Raw genomic sequence first — 20,124 nt, 5'->3', positions numbered from 1 at the left:
GGGGCAGCGGATACGCCCCGTGAAGGAGGAGCTAGCCTCAACGGTGTGACTCGACGCGCCAAAATCGTCTGTACGCTCGGCCCGGCCACTTCGTCGGCCGAGCGGCTCCGTGGCCTTGTCGACGCCGGTATGGACGTCGCGCGGCTCAACTTCAGCCACGGTAGCCACGAGGACCACGCCTCGGTGTACAACCTTGTTCGGGAGGCCGCCATCGGCGCCGGTCGCCCCGTGGGCATCCTCGCGGACCTTCAGGGTCCGAAGATCCGTCTCGGCCGCTTCGCGGACGGACCGCACGAATGGGCGGCCGGGTTCACGGCCGTCATCACCAGTGACGAGATCGTCGGCACCGCCGAGCGGGTCTCGTGCACGTACAAGAAGCTCCCGCAGGAAGTCAAGGCCGGCGACCGGCTGCTCATCGACGACGGCAAGGTCGCCGTCGAGGTGACCGCCGTCGAAGGCAACGACATCACCGTCCTCGTCACCGAGGGCGGCATGGTCTCCAACAACAAGGGCGTCTCGCTGCCGAACGTGGCCGTGAGCGTGCCCGCGCTGTCGGAGAAGGACGCCGAGGACCTGCGCTTCGCGCTGCGCCTCGGCGCGGACTGGATCGCGCTGTCCTTCGTGCGCTCGCCGGACGACATCAAGCTCGTCCACGAGATCATGGCGGAGGAGGGCATCCGCCGCCCGGTCATCGCCAAGGTCGAGAAGCCCGAGGCGGTCGCCGCGCTCGAGGCCATCGTCAACGCGTTCGACGGCGTCATGGTCGCCCGCGGTGACCTCGGCGTGGAGATGCCCCTGGAGCAGGTGCCCCTGGTGCAGAAGCGCGCGGTGCAGCTCTGCCGCGAGCAGGCCAAGCCGGTCATCGTCGCGACCCAGATGCTCGACTCGATGATCGAGAACGCGCGGCCGACCCGCGCGGAGGCATCCGACGTGGCCAACGCGGTCCTCGACGGCGCCGACGCCGTCATGCTGTCGGGCGAGACCAGCGTCGGGAAGTACCCCATCCTGACGGTCTCCACGATGGCCCGCATCGTCGCGACCACCGAGGGCGGCGCGCTCACCGTGCCCCGCCTGCAGCACGACCCGCGCACCCGGGGCGGCGCGCTGACCTCGGCCGCGTCCAACATCGCGCGCAACATCGGCGCGAAGGCGCTTGTCGCGTTCTCCCAGACCGGCGACACCGTGCGCCGCCTGGCCCGCCTGCACTGCGAGCTGCCGCTGCTGGCCTTCACCCCGGAGCCCACGGTGCGTAACCAGCTCACCCTCAGCTGGGGCGTGCAGACCTTCGACGTGCCGTTCGTGGAGCACACGGACGAGATGTTCATGCAGGTCGACCTGGCCCTCGTCGGCCTGCCGTGGCTCTCGCCCGGCGACGACGTGGTAATCGTCGCCGGCTCCCCGCCCGGCACCCCGGGCTCGACGAACACGCTCCGCGTTCACCAGCTGGGAGCACTCTCACAGGTCTGAACGGACCGGGCGGGCCCGTTGATGCGTAAATTGTCCGTGTGACCGAACTGGTGAGCGGGCAGGACGCGGTGGACGGGCTCGTCCGCCTCCTGGATCTCGAGGCACTGGGGGACGACCGGTTCCTGGGCAGCAGCCCGCCGGACGGCCCCCAGCGTGTATTCGGCGGCCAGGTGGCCGGGCAGGCCCTCGTCGCCGCCGGGCGCACCGTCGACCGGGAGCGGCAGGTGCACTCGCTGCACGGGTACTTCGTGCGGCCGGGGGATCCGAGCGTCCCGATCACGTACACCGTGGAAAACATCCGCGACGGGCGCTCCTTCTCGGTGCGCCGGTCGGTCGCGGAGCAGCACGGCAAGGTGATCTTCTTCATGTCCGCCTCCTTCCACCACCCGGAGGAGGGCCTGGACCACGCCGAGCCCGCCCCCGCCGACGTCCCGCCGCCGGACGAGGTCCCGACGATGGCGGAGCGGCTGGCGAAGTACGAGGAGCGCGCCGGCATCTGGGCGGTCGTGCCCCGCCCCATCGACGTGCGCTACGTCGGCGAGCCCGGCTGGGTCCCCGCGGGCGACCGCCCCGCCGAGCCCCGCCAGCGCGTATGGATGCGCCTGGCCGGCAAGCTGCCCGACGACCCGGTCCTGCACACCTGCGTGCTCACCTTCGCCTCGGACCTGACCCTGCTCGACTCGGTCCTGTCGGCCCACGGCGCCGTGTGGGGCCCCGGCGGCTTCGTCGGGGCGAGCCTGGACCACGCGATGTGGTTCCACCGGCCCTTCCGCGCCGACGAGTGGTTCCTCTACGACTGCGTGAGCCCGTCCGCGTCGGGGGCCCGCGGCCTGGCCACCGGGCGCATGTTCACCCTGGACGGCCGGCACATCGCCACCGCCGTGCAGGAGGGCCTGTTGCGCCGCGTGGGAGGATGAGCTTATGCGGCTTTCGGCCCGAGTGGACTACGCGCTGCGCGCGGTGGCGGAGCTGGCGGCGACTTCGGCCGACGCCAAGCTGGTGACGGCCGACCGTCTGGCGTCGGCGCAGCAGATCCCACCGAAGTTTCTGGAGAGCATCCTGCTGCAGCTGCGCCGCGGCGGCGTCGTGGTCGCCCAGCGCGGCCCCGAGGGTGGCTACCGGCTGGCCCGCCCGGCCGCCGAGATCTCCCTGGCCGAGATCATCCGGGTCATCGACGGCCCCCTCGCCAACGTGCGCGGCCAGCGCCCGGAGGAGCTCGGCTACCACGGCGCCGCGCAGGCCCTGCAGGACGTGTGGATCGCGCTGCGCGCCAACGAGCGGCTGATCCTCGAGACGGTGACGATCGAGGACGTGGTGACGGGCGAACTGCCCGAACGCGTCCGGGACCTCGTCGCCGATCCGCGCGCCTGGGTCTGATGATTCTTGCTCGGGTCCGCGTCAGCTGCGGACCGCCGCTCCCGCCAGAAATCCCGGCGTCCGGGGGCGGTGCCAGCGCACCCGCTATTTCCTATCGGAAAAATAGTAGATAGGATCGGCGGCGTGACGATCGTCGTGGTTTCCGGAAACCCCCGCCCCCACTCGCGGACGCTGCACCTGGCCGAGGAGGTCGGCGGGGCGCTGGCCGCGCGGCTCGGGCTGGCGGCGCCGCGTACCGTCGACGTCGGGGACCTCGGGGTCCGGCTGCTCCAGCCCGGTGACGGGGCCGTCGCCGACGCGGTGGCGGCGCTGCGGAGGGCCAGCGTGCTCGTGGTGGCCACGCCGACGTACAAGGGAAGTTACACGGGCGTGCTCAAGGTGCTGCTCGACCAGCTGCCGGCCGGCGGCCTCCAGGACATCGCGGCCGTCACCGTGGTCACGGCCGGGGTGCAGCCGCAGGCGGACGCGGCCCAGCGCAACCTGCGGGAGCTGCTCGGCGAGCTGGGGGCGGTGCCGGTCGAGCCGGGCCTGGCCGTGATCGAGGGCGAGCTGGCCAACGCGGGCGCAGCGGCGGCGGCCTACGTCGACTCCATCGCCGCCGGGTTCAGCACCGTCGCGACCGAGGCGAGCTGACCGCGCGCCCGCGCGTCAGTTGTTCAAGGCCGCCGCGGTGGTCAGCAGTGAGCCCGCCTCCTCGGGGGCGCCGCGCTCGGCGAGTTCGTTGAGCGAGCGGGCGATGCTCAGCAGCGCGTACGTCTGCGTGACCCGTAGCGTCCGGTCCATCTCGAGGTCGTCGGCCATGTCCAGCTCGGCGCGGATGCTGTGCAGGAAGCCCTCGGCCGCCTGCAGGTAGGGGTCGTGCGCTTTTGTCGACATGATTCCGAGCGTAGGACCCGCGGCGCGGCAAGATCCGGGAAAGCCGCGAAACGACCGGGGCCGTTTCATGACGGTCGTGCAGGACCCGGCGGCCGGCCTCGTCCGCGCGGCCTGTTCGTCGCTCGGGCGCGCCGGTGCGGATCTTGATGGGGTGTGGCCCGCCGTGAGCGGAGCGAGCTAACGAGGCTGCCAGGCCGCCGGGGGAGTGGTCAGGCGGCGTACATGGGCGGGCATGCGGCCGCGCACCACGTCGGCCAGGCTCACCTCGTCGAGCACGTTGCGCACCGCGGCGCGCACGGCGACCCAGAGCTGCTGCAGGTGTTCGGCCGTGCCGGAGTACATCGCCTCCTCCGGGCGTACGCCGCGCACCTCGGCGAGCGGGCCGTCGACCGCGCGCAGCACGTCGCCGACCATGATCTCCGAGGGCTGGCGGGTGAGCACGTAGCCGCCGTCGACGCCGCGCTGGCCGCGGACCAGGCCTGCGCGCCGCAGGTCGCCGAGGACCGCCTCCAGGAACTTGCGCGGCATTTCCTGCTCGTCGGCCAGTCCGGCGGCCGAGACCACCGCCGGGTACGCCGAAGCGAGCCCGAGGGAGGCGCGAACCGCATAATCTCCGCGCGCCGAGATGTGCATCGAAAGCCTGCCTTTCCGGCCGGGCTGGTGGCATAGGTTGTCCGGTACCAATGTAGGGTGCCCGTTCCCGCGTGATCGCCGGGGTAGCGTTGTCGGATTATGCGATCAGATGAGCCGCGGCGGGGCGCCGACCACAACGTCATGCGCGAGGTCAACCGCTCGCTCGTGCTCGCCCTGGTCAAGGAGGGCGGGCCGGTCTCCCGGGCCAGCATCGCGCGCTCCACGACGCTGGCCAAGCCCACGGTCTCGGCGATCGTCGACGAGCTCATCGCCGAGGGCCTGGTGCGCGAGCTCGGGCCGGGCTCGACCGCGGTCAGCGGCGGGCGGCCGCCGATCCTGCTCGAGTTCAACGCGCGCTCGCTGCTCGTCGTCGGGGTACACATCGGGGCCCGGCGCACCACCATCGCGATCGGCGACGCCACGGGCGAGGAGATCGTGCGGAGCGAGCTGGCCACCCCCGCCCTGGGGACGGCCCCGGCCGAGGTCCTGCGGCAGGTCGCCGCGGAGGCCCTGCACGCCATCGCCGGGGCCGGGCTGAAGGGCGCGAAGATCGCCGCGGTCGGGGCCGTGCTGCCGGGGCTGACGGACTTCCACGCCGGCGTGTGCCTGCTCGCCCCCAACCTCGGCTGGCGCGACGTGCCGGTGCGCGACCTGCTCGCGGCCGCGCTGCACGACGCCCCCGTCTACGTGCACAACGCCGGGCAGGCCGCCGCCGTGGCCGAGAACCTGGAGGGTGCGGGGGAGCGGGTGGGCGACCTTGCGCTGCTGTACACCGGGACCGGTCTTTCCGCCGGCATACTGTCCGACGGCCGGGTCTTCCACGGGGTCGGCGGCACCGCGGGCGAGATCGGGCACAACGCGGTGCCGGGCAACGCCGAGCCCTGCAACTGCGGCAAGATCGGCTGCCTGGAGACGCTCGCGTCGGGGCCGGCGATCGTGCGCGCGGCGCGGCGGGCCGGGCTGGACGGGCTCGACGCCCGCGAGGTGACCGCGGCCGCGCACAACGGCGACGCGGTGGCCCGGGGGGTCATCGAGGAGGTCGGCGAGCACCTCGGGCTGGCGGCATCGTGGCTCATCAACGCGTACAACCCGGCGCTCGTCGTTGTCGGGGGCGGCCTCGCGGCCATCGGCGACCTGCTGCTCGAGCCGCTGCGCGCGGCCGCGGCCCGGCACACGCTCGCCCCGGCCCTGCGCGGGGTCGAGATCCGGGCCTCCAAGCTGGGCCCGGACGCGGAGGTCAGGGGCGCGGTACTGCTGGCCCTGCAGCACTCGGAGACGTACTACCGGGTCGTCTTCCGCGCTTGAAAAGGAGGTTAGTTCTTATCTTGAACAAACCTCCGCCCGCAGCGTAACGTGTGGCCTGCAACCGCCAACACACCCCGCGAAGAGGTACCTCATGACTGATTTCCAGCCCACGCGCGAAGACAAGTTCAGCTTCGGCCTGTGGACCGTCGGCTGGCAGGCCCAGGACGTCTTCGGCGGCCCGACCCGCGCCCCGCTGGACTCCGTGGAGGCCGTGCACCGCCTCTCGGACCTCGGCGCCGCCGCGGTCACGTTCCACGACGACGACCTGTTCCCGTTCGGCAGCGACGACGCGACCCGCGACAAGCTCATCGGGCGCTTCAAGGAGGCGCTGAGCGAGACCGGCGTCCGGGTGGAGATGGTCACCACCAACCTGTTCAGCCACCCGATCTTCAAGGACGGCGGCTTCACGTCGAACGACCGTGCGGTGCGGCGCTTCGCCATCAAGAAGGTGCTGCGCAACATCGACCTCGCCGCCGAGCTGGGCGCCGAGACCTACGTGCTCTGGGGCGGCCGCGAGGGCGCCGAGTCCGGCGGGGCCAAGGACGTGGCGGCGGCGCTGGACCGGTACCGCGAGGGCCTCAACCTGCTCTGCCAGTACGTGCGCGAGCAGGGGTACGACATCCGCTTCGCCCTCGAGCCCAAGCCCAACGAGCCCCGTGGCGACATCCTCCTGCCCACGATCGGGCACGCCCTCGCGCTCATCGCGGCCCTCGACGAGCCCGACCGTGTGGGCCTCAACCCCGAGGTGGGCCACGAGGAGATGGCCGGCCTGAACTTCGCGCACGGTATCGCGCAGGCGCTGTGGCACGGCAAGCTGTTCCACATCGACCTCAACGGCCAGCACGGGCCCCGGTTCGACCAGGACCTGCGCTTCGGGGCGGGCAACCTGCGCGGCGCGTTCTGGACCGTGGACGTGCTGGAGACCGGCGGGTACACCGGCTTCCGGCACTTCGACTACAAGCCCCCGCGCACCGAGGACTACGACGGCGTCTGGGAGACCGCGCGTGCCTGCATGCGCAACTACCTGATCCTGCGCGAGCGGGTCCGCTCCTTCCGCGCCGACCCGGACGTGGCCGCGGCCCTGGCGGAGGCGCGCGTCGACGAGCTGTCGCAGCCGACCCTGGCCGAGGGCGAGACCATCGCCTCGCTGCGCGCCGAGGAGTTCGACGTCGACAAGCTGGCCGCGCGCGGTGGCGCGTTCGAGGTGCTCGACCAGCTTGCGATGGAGCACCTCCTCGGAGTTCGTTCATGACACTCGTCGCCGGGGTGGACACCTCCACCCAGTCGACGAAGGTGCTGGTCTGCGACGCGGACACCGGCGCGGTCGTGCGGGAGGGCCGCGCCGGGCACCCCGACGGGACCGAGGTCGCGCCCGCGCACTGGTGGGCCGCGTTCGGCGAGGCGACCGCCGGCGGCCTGCTGGACGGGGTCGCGGCGATCGGCGTCGGCGGGCAGCAGCACGGCATGGTGCTGCTCGACGAGGCCGGCGAGGTGGTGCGTGACGCGCTGCTGTGGAACGACACCCGCTCCGCCGGCGCGGCCGCGGACCTCATCGCCGAGCTGCCCGGCGGGGCGGCCGACTGGGCCGAGGCCGTCGGGCTGGTGCCGGTGGCCAGCTTCACCGTCACCAAGCTGCGGTGGGTCGCCCAGCACGAGCCCGACGTCGCGGCGCGCGCCGCGTCGGTGGTGCTGCCGCACGACTGGATCACGCATCGGCTGAACGCGAGCTCCCGAGAGCAGACGACGGACCGCGGCGACGCCTCCGGGACCGGGTACTGGTCGCCGGCGACGGGGGAGTACCGCCCGGACCTGGTCCGGCTCGCGTTCGGCCGCGACCTGCGGCTGCCCCGGGTCGCCGGGCCGGCCGAGGTCGTCGGCGAGACCGCGGACGGGGCGCTGCTCGCCCCGGGCACCGGCGACAACATGGCCGCCGGGCTCGGCCTGGGCCTGCGCCCGGGCGACCTCGTGGTCTCCCTGGGCACCTCCGGCACCGTGTTCGGGGTCAGCGCGACGCCCGTCACCGACCCGAGCGGGACGGTGGCCGGGTTCGCCGACGCGAGCGGGCGGCACCTGCCGCTCGTCGCCACGCTGAACGCGGCCCGCGTGCTCACCGCGGTGGCGGGCCTGCTCGGCGTGACACTGTCCACACTGGACGAGCTCGCGCTTTCGGCCGAGCCGGGGGCGGGCGGGCTGACGCTGTTGCCGTACCTCGACGGCGAGCGCACGCCCAACCTGCCCGACGCGCGCGGACTGCTCAACGGGCTCACGCGGGCCAACGCCGGGCCGGCGAACCTGGCCCGGGCCGCGTACGAGGGCATGCTGTGCGGGCTCGCCGACGGCCTCGACGCGGTCCGCGCGCTGGGCGTGCCGGTCGAGCGGGTGCTGCTCATCGGCGGCGCCGCGGCCTCGCCGGCGGTCCGGGCGATCGCGCCGGGCCTGCTCGGGGTGCCGGTCAGCGTGCCGGAGCCGGCGGAGTACGTCGCGCTCGGCGCGGCCCGCCAGGCGGCCTGGGCCCTGCGCGGCACACCGGAGGCGCCGGCGTGGCCGGTGTCCGCGGCCGAGGTGCCGGCCGGTCCCGCCGAGGGGGTCCGGAAGGTGTACACGGATGTGCGCGACCGGGCGCAGGCGCTCCTGCGTTAGGCACGCTTGCTTTTGGACACGCGCCAGCGCCGGGGGTTTCATCCCCGGCGCTGGTGTGCGTCGATGCCGTCGCTCAGTGGTCGTCGGGCCAGTCGCCGGTGAGCCGGCGCACGCCCTCCGCCCCGCCCCGGTCGATGGCGGCCTTCACCACGGCGAAGACCGCTCCCTGCAGCGCCGCGGCGGCCAGGACCTCGCCCCAGCCGTACTCCCGCGAGGTCGCCTCGGGCGCGTCCTCCTCGCCGGACAGGCGCTTCCAGATCTGCTTGAACACGACCCCCGCCGCGATGCCGCCCGCCACGCTGAAGGCGATGCTGAACGGCTTGTACAGCAGCTTGTTCATTCAGTACTCCCGCCGGTTGCGGAAGCCGACCAGCGCCGCCAGCACCAGCAGGGCGGAGCCGACGACCCACGGGGCCGGCCGCTCCCGCGCCGAGTCGAGCATCCGGCGCATCCCGGTCTGCACCGTCAGGCGCGGGTGCATGCGCAGCTCGCGGCGCGCGTAGGCGGCGTTGACCGCCATCTGCTCGACACCCTCGCGCATGCGCAGCTTCGCGGTCTCGACCGAGGAGTGCATCGCCTCCTGGGCCCGCGTCTTCACGTCGGCCCTGGTCGCGAGGGCCTCGACGGTCTCGCCGAGCCCGGCGCGGGTACGGGCGATCTCGGCCCGCAGCGCGTCCGGGTCGGCGGCCTGGCTGTGCCCGTTGGCACTGTGCGATTCGGTCGCCGTCATTTGTGGCCCCCGTGCTTCACCGAGCTGGTGATGGTGTCGATGTCGGCCTTCACGCCCGCGACCGTCTCCTCCGGCATCGCCGGCACGGCCCGCTTCACCTGGCCCTTGCCCACCAGCGCGAGCACGCCCGCGACGATGAACAGCGCCACGCCGACGATCAGCGCGGCGAGCCAGGCCGGCATCACCGCGGCCAGGCCGATGATGAGTGCGGCCAGCAGGGCGCCGACGCCGTACATCGCGATGACCCCGGCCCCGCCGAACATCCCGACCCCGAGGCCGGCCCGCTTGCCCTTCGCGGTGAGCTCGATCTGGGCCAGCTTCAACTCGTCGCGCACCAGCGTGGAGATCTGCTCGGCGGCGAGCTTCACGAGCTCGGCCGTGGACCGATCGCCTGTGTGGGTGGTCGTACCGGTGATCGGGTTCTGCACGCGCGGCGCCACGGCCGGGCGGTTCTCCAGGGTGGACGTCATGGCTTCTCCTCTCGCCCGTACCAACCTGATGCCCAGCCTTCGGGGTGGTTAACCCGCAACGGTTGCCACGGCCGCCTCATCCACCTCTTCAGGCTCCTCCCGTGCCCTTGCGGGCAGTAGGAAGCACAGCGCGGCGGCCAGAGCGAGCAGCCCGAGCTCGAGCCACAGCACGCGCTCGAGCGAGCCGGTGAAGCCGCGGCCGCCCCAGGAGAAGAACGCGGTGCCGAGCACGGCGACCCCGATCGCGCCGCCGACCTGCTGGGCGGCGGTCAGGGTGCCGGAGGCCGAGCCGACCTCGTGCTCGTCGACGGCGGCCAGGACGATGTCGAAGTACGGCGCCATCGAGGCCCCCATCCCGGTCCCGAGCACCAGCAGCGCGGGCAGCAGCGGCCAGGGCGAGGCCGAGCCCCCGGTGGCCGCGAGGGTGACGAGGAGCCCGGCGACGCCGAGCGCGACGACGCCGGTACCGCCGACGAGCACCTTCCGCCCGCCGAGGCGCGCGCTCAGCCCGTGGGCGGCGACCGCGCCCAAGGCGGTGCCGAACGCCCAGGGGGCCTGGGTGAGGCCGGCGCGCAGCGGGCTGAAGCCGAGACCGATCTGGAGGTACACGCTGATGATGAGCGACAGCCCCATGAGCCCGGCGAAGAAGATCAGCCCGACCACGAGCCCGGCGTTGAAGCGCTGCTTGGCCAGCAGGGAGGGCTCGACCAGCGGGCTCCGCCCGGCCCGCACGCGGCCCTGCTCGTAGCGGCGGAACAGCCACAGGCCGGGCGCGGAGGCGGCCATCGCGGCCCAGCACCACCCCGGCCAGCCCAGCTCGCGCCCCTGGACCAGCGGGAAGACGAGCAGCAGCAGCGCGCCGCCGAGCAGCGCCGTGCCGGGCAGGTCCAGGCGCAGGCCCGGGTCGCGCTCGCCGGTGCGGGGCAGCACGAGCGCGGCCCCGACCAGCGCGGCGAGGCCGACCGGCAGGTTGATCAGGAAGATCATGCGCCAGCCGGTGCCGAACAGGTCGGCGTCGACGAGTACGCCGGCCAGGATCGGGCCGCAGACCGCGGAGAGCCCCATGACCGGGCCGAACGCGGCGAACGCGGCGCCGAGTTTCTCGGCCGGGAACGCGGCCTTGATCAGGCCGAGCCCCTGCGGGATGAGCACGGCGCCGCAGAGGCCCTGCAGGACCCGGAACGCGACAAGCCAGGCCGGCCCGGGCGCGACCGCGCAGAGCAGCGACATGAGCGTGAATCCGGCCGCGCCGGCCAGGAACATGGGACGGCGCCCGAAGATGTCGCCGAGCCGGCCGCCGGTGACGAGGCCGACGGCGAAGGCGAGGGTGTACCCGGCCGCGAGCCACTGCAGGAAGGCGGTACCGCCGCCCAGGTCCGCGCGGATGGACGGCCCGGCGATGGCGATGATCGTCGCGTCGAGAAGGTCCATGACCTCGGCCGCCAGCACGACGGCGAGGACGACCCAGGGGTTGGAACGCTGTTCGTTTCTCACGAACATCGTTCTACTTACGAACACCGTTCGTGTCAAGTAGGATTGGCGGGTGCCAGCTGCCGCCATTCCCGCCCCACCGTGGCGGGCGCCGAAGAAGCCCCCGGCCGCCCGCCAGCCCCTGAGCGCGGAGGCGGTGCTGAGCACGGCACTGCGCCTCGTCGACCGCGACGGGCTCGACGCGCTGAGCATGCGGCGGGTGGCGCAGGAGCTGGGCACGGGGGCGGCGTCGCTGTACGCGTACTTCGCCAACAAGGACGAGCTCCTCGAGCAGCTCCTCGACCGCGTGGTCGGCGAGATCCCGCTGCCGCGCGCGGACGCCCCCGACTGGACGGCCGAGGTGCGGCGCACCTGCTTCGCCAGCCGCAACGTCTTCTGCTCGCACCGCGACCTCGTGCGCGTCGCGCGGGCGAACATCCCGACCGGCCCCAACTCGCTGCGGTACACCGAGGCCCTGCTGGCCCTCCTGCGCGGCGCCGGCATCCCGGACCGCGTCTGCGCCTGGTCCATGGACCAGATGTCAATGATCATCATCGCCGACGCCGTCGAGCAGTCCATCCACGCCGAGCTGGGCCGGCGCACCGAGGCCGAGGCGGAGCCGTACCTGCACCAGGTCCGCGACTACCTCGCGGCCCTCCCCGCCGACGAGTTCCCCAACCTCGTGGCGCTGGCCCCGACGATGATCGAGGGCAGCGGCGACGAGCGCTTCCAGTTCGCGATCGACCTCATGGTGGACGGCCTCGCCCGCTACGCCGGCGCCGGGGACGGTGACCGGTGACCGCGATCGTCGGCCTGGTCCACCAGGGCACCGTCTACATCGGCGGCGACTCGGCGGGCGCGTCGGGCTGGAGCCTGACCGTTCGCGCCGACTCGAAGGTGTTCCACAACAACGGCTACCTCTTCGGGTTCACCACGTCTTTCCGCATGGGGCAGCTGATTCGGTACTCCCTCAAGCCCCCGAAGCCGGTCGGCGACATCGAGCGCTTCATGGCCACCCGTTTCATCGACACGGTGCGCGACTGCCTCAAGGCGGGCGGCTGGGCGCGGCGCGACAGCGAGCGGGAGGAGGGCGGCACCTTCCTCGTCGGCGTGAAGGGCCGCCTCTTCACCGTGCACGACGACTACCAGGTGGCCGAGGCGGCGGACGGGTACGCGGCGGTCGGCGTGGGGGACGAGATCGCGCTGGGCGCGCTGTTCGCGACGGCGCAGTCGCGGATGGCGCCGCAGCGGCGGGTCGAGACGGCCTTACGCGCGGCGGAGCGATTCAGTGCTGGGGTTCGGGGGCCTTTTGTGTGCTTGTCGCAGCCGCCGGGAGCGCTGCCTTCGGGTTCTTGAGGTGGCTGGGCGTTATGTCGGGCGCTGGCGCGCCGCGACATAACGGATTTTTCGCCTGACGGGGTATATGTCGGCTTACCTGGACTTTGGGGCTGTCCGACGACGCTCGGCCGATGGTGGCGGGAGCTTGCGCTCCCGCAATGTGTAAGCGTGGTCGCTGTTCGTTGTTGCGTGCGGTTATTCCTCTTGGTCGTGGTTTGCCGGCGGGTTCGTGCGGGTCGTCATTCGGTGGTCCCGGATTTGTGCGCTATATGAAGTGGGGCGGCGAGGTTCGGGAGTGGTTGGGATAATTGTGGGGTGGTGGGGCAGATATCGTTGTTCAGTCGGGCGCAAGTGGCTGCTATGCGGGATCGGACTCGGGCGCGGAATTGGTCGCCTTCTCAAGATGCGTTTCGGCGGGAATGCGAGGAGCGTCGCTACTGGGGGCTGAAGCGTCGGTATGCGGAGAAGCTTCGGCGGGAATATGGCAGTGAGGCGGCGGGGTATGCGAGCTTTGCGCGGCGGGCGGCGGAGGCGAAGGCGAACTACGAGCAGCGGGCGGCTGCCGTTGCGTCCGGCGGGCCGGTTTCGTCGGTTGAGCAGGTCGAATGTCCCGTCCCGCTGGTTCCGCGGGTTGAGCAGGTCGCATGTGCGGCGGCGCCGGTCCCGGTGGTTCCGCCCGCTCGGTCCACTTCGCCCGTTTCGCGGGTTGAGCAGCCCGGAAGTCCCGCCCTGCCGGATGGGCACCCCGTCGAGCGGGCCGTCGCCGACAATGACGATGGTCCCGAGCCGCGGCGCAGCATGGACCGCGCCGACCTGGCCGGCCCCAAACGGCAAAACCGCGCCGCGCCGGCGTCACGAGCGCACGGCCCCGTCGATTCGTCAAGGCGCGGAACAATCAACCGGAGCCCGCGCCGGCCTGTGCATTGTGCACGCCGCCGTAATCTCCGAATTCCCGCTCCACCGAATCGGAGAAGAATGCCTTCCGCCGACCGATTAGCCTAGGGCCGATTCTGATTGCATGGCGGCAATATTGCCGGAGTGAAGGATTGCCGTACCGTGTGCGCATGACGTTCTCGATCGTTGGGCGCTCCGAAGACGGGCTGTCCCTCGGGGTCGCGGTGGCCAGCAAGTTCCTCGCCGTCGGGGCCGCTGTGCCCGCCGCCGAGGCCGGGGTCGGGGGGCTTGCTACGCAGGCGTTCGCGAACCTGGCGTACCGGGTGCAGGGGCTGGCGTTGCTGCGGACCGGAACCGCCGCCGGAGACGTCATTGCCGGGCTCACCGCCGCCGACGCCGGGCGGGCGCACCGGCAGCTCGGGGTCGTCGGGCCGGACGGGGACGGGGCGACCTTCACCGGGGACGAGTGCTTCTCGTGGGCCGGGGGCGTGGCCGGGGACGGGTACGCGATCCAGGGGAACATTCTCGCCGGGGCCGAGGTCGTGGCCGAGATGGAGCGCGCGTGGCTCGGCTCGGCGGGGCTGTCGCTGCCGCGCCGGCTCTACGCGGCGCTCGTCGCCGGGGACGCCGCCGGTGGGGACAGTCGCGGGCGGCAGAGTGCGGCGCTGTTCACCGTGCGGCGCGGGGCCGGGTACGGGGGCATGAGCGATACCGAGGTCGACCTCCGCGTGGACGACGACCCCGATCCGGTCGGGCGGATGGGCGGGCTCATAGACCTCTGGGAGTTGTACTTCGGCAAGCCCGACCCCGCCACCCTGCTACCCCTGGACGGCCCTCTCGCGGTCGAGGTCGGGGAGCGGCTGGCGGCGCTCGGGTACGACTCCCTCGACGCCTGGGCCGGGGTCGAGAACCTCGAGGAGCGCATGGTGGCCGGCTCGATCGACCCGCTGGTGCTGGAGCAGTTGCGCGCCCCCAAGCCGTAGGTCATCCGGCGGCCTCGCGCAGGGCGGCCAGGGTCGTGGCGATCGCCGGGCGGTTCGCCGCCGATGCTCGGACGGCCGCGGTGATGCGGCGCTCCAGCGGCTCGTGCAAAGGGTGCGCGGTCACGTCGTAGCGCGGGTCCACGGCCAGGCCAGGCAGCAGCGTCACCGAGAGGCCGGCCTCGACGTGGGCCAGGAGCGGGCCGTACGAGGCGAAGAGCGCCGTCACGTCCGGCTCGAAGCCCGCCCGCCGGCACGCCCGCGTGATGAGATCGTGCGTCCACGTGCCCGGGCGCTCCGCGGACCAGAGAGCGCCGGCGTACGAGGCCAGATCGACCGGGCCCGCGCCCGCGCCCGAAGCGGTGACGAGAACCACCGGGTCGGTCCCCAGCGGGGTGTGCCGGATCTCCTCGTCGACCGGGGCGGTGCCGTCGAACAGGTCGGCGGTCACGGCGATGTCGCACGCGCCGCGGCGCAGGGCCGGCACGCTCTCGGTCGGGTCGAGCTCCCGGATGTCGATGCGCAGGCGCGGGGTCTCGGCGCGCAGGCGGCGGATGGCGGCCAGGACGAACGTGTTCGCCGCGCTCGTGAACGCGCCGATCGTCACGCGGCCGGCCGGCGCGGAGGCGTCGCCGGCGAGCTCGGCGCGCGCGGTCTCCATCTGGTCGAGGATCGTGCGGGCGTGCCGGGCCAGGGTCTGGCCCGCGTCGGTGAGCCGCAGGCGGCGGCCGGCCCGCTCGAACAGGCGGGCGCCGGCCTCCCGCTCCAGCACCGCGAGCTGCTGGGAGACGGTCGAGGGGCTCAGGTGGGCGGCCTGGGCCACGGCGCGCACGGTGCCGAGCGCGGCCAGGTCGCCGAGCAGCTTCAGGCGCCACGGATCGAGCATGTGTTCGCCGCCTCCGAACAAGCTGTGCGAGATTGTGAGCTGGAAGTGAACATAGTGCGGGCCGTAGCGTCAGGTCATGGCGGACTTCTGGAGCGATGCCGAGCGGCATGTCGTGCGGTACGGCGGGGCGTTCACCCCGGAGATCATCGTGCGCGCCGAGGGCAGCCACGTCTTCACCGAGGACGGGCGGCGCATCCTCGACTTCACGTCGGGGCAGATGAGCGGGATCCTGGGGCACTCGCATCCGGAGATCGTGGCGACGGTACGGCGGCAGATCGGCGAGCTCGACCACCTCTTCAGCGGCATGCTCTCCCGGCCCGTCGTGGACCTGTCGCGCCGGCTGGCCGAGTCGCTGCACCGCGCGGAGGCGCCGGAGCTGTCGAAGGTACTGCTGCTCACGACCGGCGCCGAGTCCAACGAGGCGGCCGTGCGCATGGCGAAGCTCGTCACCGGCGGGTACGAGATCGTCTCCTTCGCCCGCTCCTGGCACGGCATGACCCAGGCGGCGGCCGGGGCCACCTACAGCGCCGGGCGCCGTGGCTACGGGCCGCCGGCGCCGGGCAACTTCGCGATCCCGGCGCCGGACTCGTACCGCCCCGACTTCACCCTCCCCGACGGCACGCTGGACTGGCGGCGCCAGCTCGACCACGCGTTCGCGCTCTTCGACGCGCAGTCGTCCGGGGCGCCGGCCGCCTGCCTCGTCGAGCCGATCCTGAGCTCCGGCGGGGTCATCGAGCCCCCCGCCGGCTACCTGGCGGCGCTGCAGGCCAAGTGCCGTGAGCGGGGCATGCTGCTCATTCTCGACGAGGCCCAGACCGGCCTCGGGCGAACCGGGATGTGGTACGCGTTCGAGCGCGACGGCGTCGTGCCCGACATCCTCACGCTGTCGAAGACGCTCGGTGCGGGCCTTCCCCTGGCGGCCGTGGTGACCACGGAGGAGATCGAGCAGAGGGCGTACGAGCGCGGGTTCCTGTTCTACACCACACACGTCAGCGATCCGTTGCCCGCCGCGGTCGGGCTCACGGTGCTCGACATCATCGAGCGCGACGGCCTCGACCGGCGCGCGGCCGAGCTGGGGGAGCGGCTGCGGCGGGGCCTGCTCGAGCTGCGGAGCCGGCACGATGCGGTCGGCGACGTACGCGGGCGCGGGCTGCTGCAGGGCCTCGAGCTCGTGACCGACCGCGCGGCCAAGACCGGCGCGGACAAGCTGGGGGCCGAGGTCACGCGGCGGTGCCTGGAGCTGGGCCTGCACATGAACGTGGTGCAGCTCAAGGGAATGGGCGGCACGTTCCGGATCGCGCCGCCGCTGACGAGCACCGACGAGGAGATCGACCGGGGCCTGGCCATCCTGGACGAGGCCCTCGGCGAAAGCCGCTGAACGGGCGAATACCCCGACGGGCGAAAAATCCGAAAAGTCGCGGCGCGGAGCGCCCGACTTTTCGGAGCCGCCGCCGCTTCGGCGCCTGTTGTGACTCGAGTGCGATGGCGGGGATTTTGAGGGGGTTTGGGTGGAGCGAAGCTCCCCCAACGCGAGCGGAGCGAGCTAGGAGAACAGCTCGTTGCGCACTGCGTACAGGGCCGCCTGCGTCCGGTCCTGTACGCCCAGCTTGGTCAGGATTGCGCTCACGTGCGTCTTGACCGTCTTCTCGGCCAGGCCCAGGTTGCGCGCGATCTCGCGGTTCGAGCGGCCCCGGGCCACCTCCGCCAGGACCTCGCGCTCCCTCGCCGTCAGGTGGGCCGCATCCGGGGGTGGTGCGCCCTCGGTCAGCAGGCGGGCCACGTCGGGGTGGAGCAGGATGTGGCCGGCGTGCACGGCGCGGATCGCGGCGGCCAGGGCGGGCGGGTCCACGTCCTTGTAGACGTAGCCGGCCGCGCCCGCGCGCACGGCCGGTAGGACCGCTGAGGGCTCGGTGAAGCTCGTGATGACCAGCACCCGCGCCCGGGTGTGGGCCGCGGCCAGTTCGTGCAGGGCCGACACGCCGTCGCCGCCCGGCATGCGCAGGTCCAGCAGGATCACGTCCGGGTCGGTGCGGGCCGCCTCCGCCACGCACGACTTGCTGTCGAAAGCTTCGCCCACGACCTCGATGTCGTCCTGCACGTCGAGGAAGGTGCGCAGCCCCTGGCGTACCACCGGATGATCGTCGACCACGAGGACCCGGACGGTCTCAGGCACCCGGCACCTCCATCGTCACCGTCGTGCCCGCGCCCGGCGTGGAGCGGATCAGGAGGCGGCCGCCGGCCGCGCGGGCGCGCTCGCGCATCGAGGCCAGGCCCAGCCGCGGGCGGGGCAGGTCGCCGCGCGGGTCGAAGCCGCGGCCGTCGTCGGCGACGGTCAGCACCACGCCCGGGCCCGCGCGGCGCAGTTGCACGGCTACGTGGGCGGCGGCCGCGTGCCGCAGGGCGTTGTGCAGGGCCTCCTGGGCCACGCGGTACGCCGCCTCCTCGCGTGCCGCCGGCAACCGCGGCACCGCGTCGGCGGTGAAGGAGACCTCGGCCGCGTGGACGCGGTCGAGCAGCTCGGCCTGGCGGCGCAGGGCGGGGGCCAGGCCGTCGCCGGCGAGGTCGACCGGGCTCAGGCCGACCACGATGGACTTCAGCTCGGCGGTGGCCTCCGCGGCCAGGCGGCGCACCACGTCGAGCTCGGCGGCGGCGCGGGCCGGGTCGCGCCCGACCAGCGCGGCCGCGGCGTCCACGGTGAGCCGGAGGCTGAACAGCTTCTGGGTGACGGCGTCGTGCAGCTCGCGGGCGATCCGCTGCCGTTCCTCCACGATGGACAGTTCGCGGCCGCGCTCGTAGAGGCGGGCGTTGACGATCGCGATGGCCGCGTGCGCGGCGAGCAGCTTCAGCAGCTCCTCGTCGTCGGCGTCGAACGCGCCGCCGCGCTTGTTGGCCAGGAACAGCTCGCCGAGGATCTCGACACCGTCCACAATGGGCATACCGAGGAAGTCGACCATCTCCGGGTGGGCCGCGGGGTAGCCCTCGAAGCGCGGGTGGGTGCGGATGTCGGCCGAGCGGACCGGGCTCGGGTCGCGCAGCATCGCGCCCAGCAGGCCGTGCTGGCGGGGGATCGGGCCGATGCGCCGCCACTGTTCGTCGCTGAGGCCGTCGGCCAGGAACTCCCGGAACGAACCGAGCTCGTCGGGGATGCCCAGCGCGGCGTACTCGGCGTCGAGCAGCCGCCGCGCGGCCGAGACGATCGTCTGCAGGACCTCGCGCACCGAGCGGTGCGCGGTGACGGCCAGCACCGCGGCGCTCACCTCGCGCAGCTCTTCCCGATCGCATCCGGCCACGCTCCCCAAGGTACCGACGCCAGGGTCTTAGGACCATGGACCTAGGCGCGCCCCCGTCCGCCGCCCGATGGCACGCGGCCGTGCGCTTCTTAGCGTCGAAGTCATGGACACCAGAACCGCCATCGTCACCGGGGTCTCCCGCGGCCTGGGCAAGGCGCTCGCCGAGGCGCTCGCCGGGGCCGGCTGGACCGTCATCGGCGACGGGCGGACCCTAGAACCGGTAGAGCCGGCCGGCCACCCGAACATCAGGGCGATCCCCGGCGACGTCACCGACTCCTGGCACCGGGCTCTGCTCGTCGAGACCGCGCTGGAGACGGGCCGGCTCGACCTGCTCGTGAACAACGCGGGCATCCTCGGGCCGAGCCCGCAGCCGGCGCTGGCCGACTACCCGCACAGCGCCCTGCGCGACGTGCTCGAGGTCAACCTGGTCGCGCCGCTCGCCCTCACCCAGCTCGCCCTGCCCGCGCTGCGCGACCACGGCGGGGCGGTGGTGAACATCAGCTCGGACGCGGCCACGGGCGCGTACCCGGGCTGGGGCGGGTACGGCGCGGCCAAGGCCGCCGTCGAGCAGCTCAGCCACGTGCTGGCGGCCGAGGAGCCGAAGCTGCGCGTGTGGTGGGTCGACCCCGGCGACCTGCGCACGCAGATGCACCAGGAGGCGTTCCCGGACGAGGACATCGGCGACCGGCCGCCGCCCGAGTCCGTGACGCCCGCGTTCCTGCGGCTGCTCGCGGCGCGGCCCGAGTCGGGCCGGGTCAAGCTGTGACCGCCGTGCTCGACTTCGCGCTCCCGGCCGAGCTGGAGGCGCGCGAGCCCCCGGAGGCGCGCGGCCTGGCCCGTGACGAGGTGCGGCTGCTCGTCGCGTCGCCGGCCGGCGTCGCCCACCACCGGTTCACCGAGCTGCCCGGGCTGCTGCGCGCCGGCGACGTGCTGGTCGTCAACACGTCCGGGACGCTGGCGGCGGCGGTGCGCGTTTCGGGGGTACCGCTGAGCCTGCACTTCTCGACCCACCGGCCCGACGGGCGCTGGGTCGTCGAGGTGCGCGGCCCCGACCGGCGCCCGCACCCCGGCGCCCCCGGCGAGCTGCGGCTGCCCGGCGGGGCGAGCGTCACGCTGGAGGAGCCCTACACGCGCGGGCGGCTGTGGGTCGCGACCGTGCGAACGCCGGTGCCGGTGCCCGAGTTCCTGCGCCGGTACGGCGAGCCGATCCGCTACGCGTACGTGCGGCGGCGGTGGCCGCTGTCGGCGTACCAGACCGTGTTCGCCCGCGAGCCCGGCAGCGCCGAGATGCCCTCGGCCGCGCGGCCGTTCAGCGAGCGGGTCGTGACCCGCCTGGTCGCCGGGGGCGTGCAGTTCGCGCCGCTGCTGCTGCACACCGGGGTCGCCTCGCCGGAGGCGCACGAGCGACCCTACGAGGAGTGGTACTCCGTCCCGCCCGCCACGGCCCGCCTGGTCAACGACGCCCGGGCGGCGGGCGCGCGCATCATCGCCGTCGGCACCACGGCGGTGCGGGCCCTGGAGAGCGCGGTCGCGCCGTCGGGCCGGGTCGTGGCGCGCGAGGGGTACACGGACCTCGTCATCACCCCGTCCCGCGGCGTCACGGTCGTCGACGGCCTGCTGACGGGCTTCCACGAGCCGCGCGCGTCGCACCTCGACCTGCTGGCCGCGGTGGCCGCGCCGCCGGTGCTGGCCGCCGCGTACGACGCGGCCGTGCGCGAGGGCTACCTGTGGCACGAGTTCGGCGACGTGAACCTCCTCCTGCCGTAGG

The 20,124-nt window shown here is 73.2% G+C and carries 22 protein-coding genes; 13 read left to right on the top strand and 9 right to left on the bottom strand.

Translation table 11 applies throughout. The features are described from left to right. Positions 1-45: 45 nt before the first annotated feature. The 4 genes from pyk (at position 46) to AB0B76_RS52525 (ending at position 3,477) form a co-directional block, all read left to right on the top strand. Positions 46-1,467 (top strand): pyruvate kinase, encoded by a 1,422-nt coding sequence (gene pyk, locus AB0B76_RS52540; RefSeq protein ID WP_360391892.1) that lies wholly within the window; start codon positions 46-48, stop codon positions 1,465-1,467. Between the two features lie 47 nt (positions 1,468-1,514). After that, a complete protein-coding gene (locus AB0B76_RS52535) occupies positions 1,515-2,384 on the top strand; it encodes an acyl-CoA thioesterase II (protein WP_360391923.1) in 870 nt (289 codons plus the stop codon). A gap of 4 nt (positions 2,385-2,388) precedes the next feature. Further along, a complete protein-coding gene (locus AB0B76_RS52530; RefSeq protein ID WP_360391890.1) occupies positions 2,389-2,844 on the top strand; it encodes an Rrf2 family transcriptional regulator in 456 nt (151 codons plus the stop codon). Between the two features lie 123 nt (positions 2,845-2,967). Further along, positions 2,968-3,477 carry an NAD(P)H-dependent oxidoreductase gene (locus tag AB0B76_RS52525; protein WP_360391887.1) on the top strand — a complete coding sequence of 170 codons (510 nt, stop codon included), beginning with the start codon at positions 2,968-2,970 and terminating at the stop codon, positions 3,475-3,477. Between the two features lie 15 nt (positions 3,478-3,492). Here the strand turns inward: AB0B76_RS52525 and AB0B76_RS52520 are convergent, their stop codons facing one another. Together AB0B76_RS52520 and AB0B76_RS52515 are read right to left on the bottom strand one after the other, a co-directional pair. Continuing rightward, a complete protein-coding gene (locus tag AB0B76_RS52520; RefSeq protein WP_360391885.1) occupies positions 3,493-3,720 on the bottom strand; it encodes a hypothetical protein in 228 nt (75 codons plus the stop codon). A 177-nt stretch (positions 3,721-3,897) separates the two neighbouring features. Then, entirely contained in the window at positions 3,898-4,353 is a 456-nt protein-coding gene (locus AB0B76_RS52515; protein ID WP_360391883.1) for an Rrf2 family transcriptional regulator, read from the bottom strand. Between the two features lie 99 nt (positions 4,354-4,452). Between AB0B76_RS52515 and AB0B76_RS52510 the strand changes: the two genes are divergently transcribed. From AB0B76_RS52510 to xylB, 3 genes are all read left to right on the top strand, one after another. Then, a complete protein-coding gene (locus AB0B76_RS52510) occupies positions 4,453-5,658 on the top strand; it encodes an ROK family transcriptional regulator (protein WP_360391880.1) in 1,206 nt (401 codons plus the stop codon). A 91-nt stretch (positions 5,659-5,749) separates the two neighbouring features. Then, the gene (gene xylA / locus AB0B76_RS52505) at positions 5,750-6,910 is read left to right on the top strand and encodes a xylose isomerase (protein ID WP_360391877.1); all 1,161 of its coding nucleotides are present in this window, start codon (positions 5,750-5,752) and stop codon (positions 6,908-6,910) included. Beyond that, positions 6,907-8,298, top strand: a complete 1,392-nt coding sequence (xylB, locus tag AB0B76_RS52500) for a xylulokinase (protein WP_360391874.1) — start codon at positions 6,907-6,909, stop codon at positions 8,296-8,298. The genes xylA and xylB overlap by 4 nt, the downstream gene beginning before the upstream one ends. A gap of 73 nt (positions 8,299-8,371) precedes the next feature. Here xylB and AB0B76_RS52495 read toward each other — a convergent pair whose 3' ends face one another. From AB0B76_RS52495 to AB0B76_RS52480, 4 genes are read right to left on the bottom strand one after another with little or no spacing between them, the layout of a single operon-like run. Continuing rightward, positions 8,372-8,638: a DUF4235 domain-containing protein gene (locus tag AB0B76_RS52495; RefSeq protein ID WP_360391871.1), complete on the bottom strand. Its 267-nt coding sequence runs from the start codon at positions 8,636-8,638 to the stop codon at positions 8,372-8,374. Continuing rightward, entirely contained in the window at positions 8,639-9,028 is a 390-nt protein-coding gene (locus AB0B76_RS52490; protein WP_360391868.1) for a DUF3618 domain-containing protein, read from the bottom strand. It lies immediately after the preceding gene. After that, positions 9,025-9,498, bottom strand: coding sequence for a phage holin family protein (locus tag AB0B76_RS52485; RefSeq protein ID WP_360391865.1), 474 nt, complete (start codon positions 9,496-9,498; stop codon positions 9,025-9,027). The genes AB0B76_RS52490 and AB0B76_RS52485 overlap by 4 nt, the downstream gene beginning before the upstream one ends. Before the next feature lie 48 nt (positions 9,499-9,546). Next, positions 9,547-10,992, bottom strand: coding sequence for an MFS transporter (locus AB0B76_RS52480; protein WP_360391862.1), 1,446 nt, complete (start codon positions 10,990-10,992; stop codon positions 9,547-9,549). 49 nt (positions 10,993-11,041) lie between these two features. On the opposite strand from AB0B76_RS52480, the gene AB0B76_RS52475 reads away from it, so the two are divergent. The 3 genes from AB0B76_RS52475 to AB0B76_RS52465 all read left to right on the top strand — a co-directional run bounded on the left by AB0B76_RS52475 (position 11,042) and on the right by AB0B76_RS52465 (position 14,183). Then, the gene (locus AB0B76_RS52475; protein ID WP_360391860.1) at positions 11,042-11,767 is read left to right on the top strand and encodes a TetR/AcrR family transcriptional regulator; all 726 of its coding nucleotides are present in this window, start codon (positions 11,042-11,044) and stop codon (positions 11,765-11,767) included. Next, positions 11,764-12,324, top strand: a complete 561-nt coding sequence (locus tag AB0B76_RS52470) for a hypothetical protein (RefSeq protein ID WP_360391857.1) — start codon at positions 11,764-11,766, stop codon at positions 12,322-12,324. The genes AB0B76_RS52475 and AB0B76_RS52470 overlap by 4 nt, the downstream gene beginning before the upstream one ends. Positions 12,325-13,370: 1,046 nt before the next feature. Beyond that, positions 13,371-14,183, top strand: a complete 813-nt coding sequence (locus tag AB0B76_RS52465) for a DUF1028 domain-containing protein (protein WP_360391855.1) — start codon at positions 13,371-13,373, stop codon at positions 14,181-14,183. A 1-nt stretch (position 14,184) separates the two neighbouring features. On the opposite strand, the gene AB0B76_RS52460 is transcribed toward AB0B76_RS52465, so the two are convergent. Further along, entirely contained in the window at positions 14,185-15,066 is an 882-nt protein-coding gene (locus tag AB0B76_RS52460; RefSeq protein WP_360391852.1) for a LysR substrate-binding domain-containing protein, read from the bottom strand. A 76-nt stretch (positions 15,067-15,142) separates the two neighbouring features. Here AB0B76_RS52460 and AB0B76_RS52455 point away from each other — a divergent pair, with 76 nt between their 5' ends. Beyond that, positions 15,143-16,444 (top strand): aspartate aminotransferase family protein, encoded by a 1,302-nt coding sequence (locus AB0B76_RS52455; protein WP_360391849.1) that lies wholly within the window; start codon positions 15,143-15,145, stop codon positions 16,442-16,444. A gap of 165 nt (positions 16,445-16,609) precedes the next feature. Here the strand turns inward: AB0B76_RS52455 and AB0B76_RS52450 are convergent, their stop codons facing one another. Beyond that, positions 16,610-17,239, bottom strand: coding sequence for a response regulator transcription factor (locus AB0B76_RS52450; protein WP_360391846.1), 630 nt, complete (start codon positions 17,237-17,239; stop codon positions 16,610-16,612). Continuing rightward, the gene (locus AB0B76_RS52445) at positions 17,232-18,356 is read right to left on the bottom strand and encodes a GAF domain-containing sensor histidine kinase (protein ID WP_360391844.1); all 1,125 of its coding nucleotides are present in this window, start codon (positions 18,354-18,356) and stop codon (positions 17,232-17,234) included. Before AB0B76_RS52445 ends, AB0B76_RS52450 begins: the two co-directional genes overlap by 8 nt. 103 nt (positions 18,357-18,459) lie before the next feature. Here AB0B76_RS52445 and AB0B76_RS52440 point away from each other — a divergent pair, with 103 nt between their 5' ends. Continuing rightward, positions 18,460-19,122 (top strand): SDR family oxidoreductase, encoded by a 663-nt coding sequence (locus AB0B76_RS52440; protein ID WP_360391841.1) that lies wholly within the window; start codon positions 18,460-18,462, stop codon positions 19,120-19,122. Next, positions 19,119-20,123: an S-adenosylmethionine:tRNA ribosyltransferase-isomerase gene (locus AB0B76_RS52435; protein ID WP_360391839.1), complete on the top strand. Its 1,005-nt coding sequence runs from the start codon at positions 19,119-19,121 to the stop codon at positions 20,121-20,123. Before AB0B76_RS52440 ends, AB0B76_RS52435 begins: the two co-directional genes overlap by 4 nt. Position 20,124: the final 1 nt, after the last annotated feature.

It is taken from the genome of Dactylosporangium sp. NPDC049140 (genome assembly GCF_040648435.1).
Note: the sequence above shows the minus strand (reverse complement) of the source record. Positions and strands in the feature narration are given on the sequence as shown.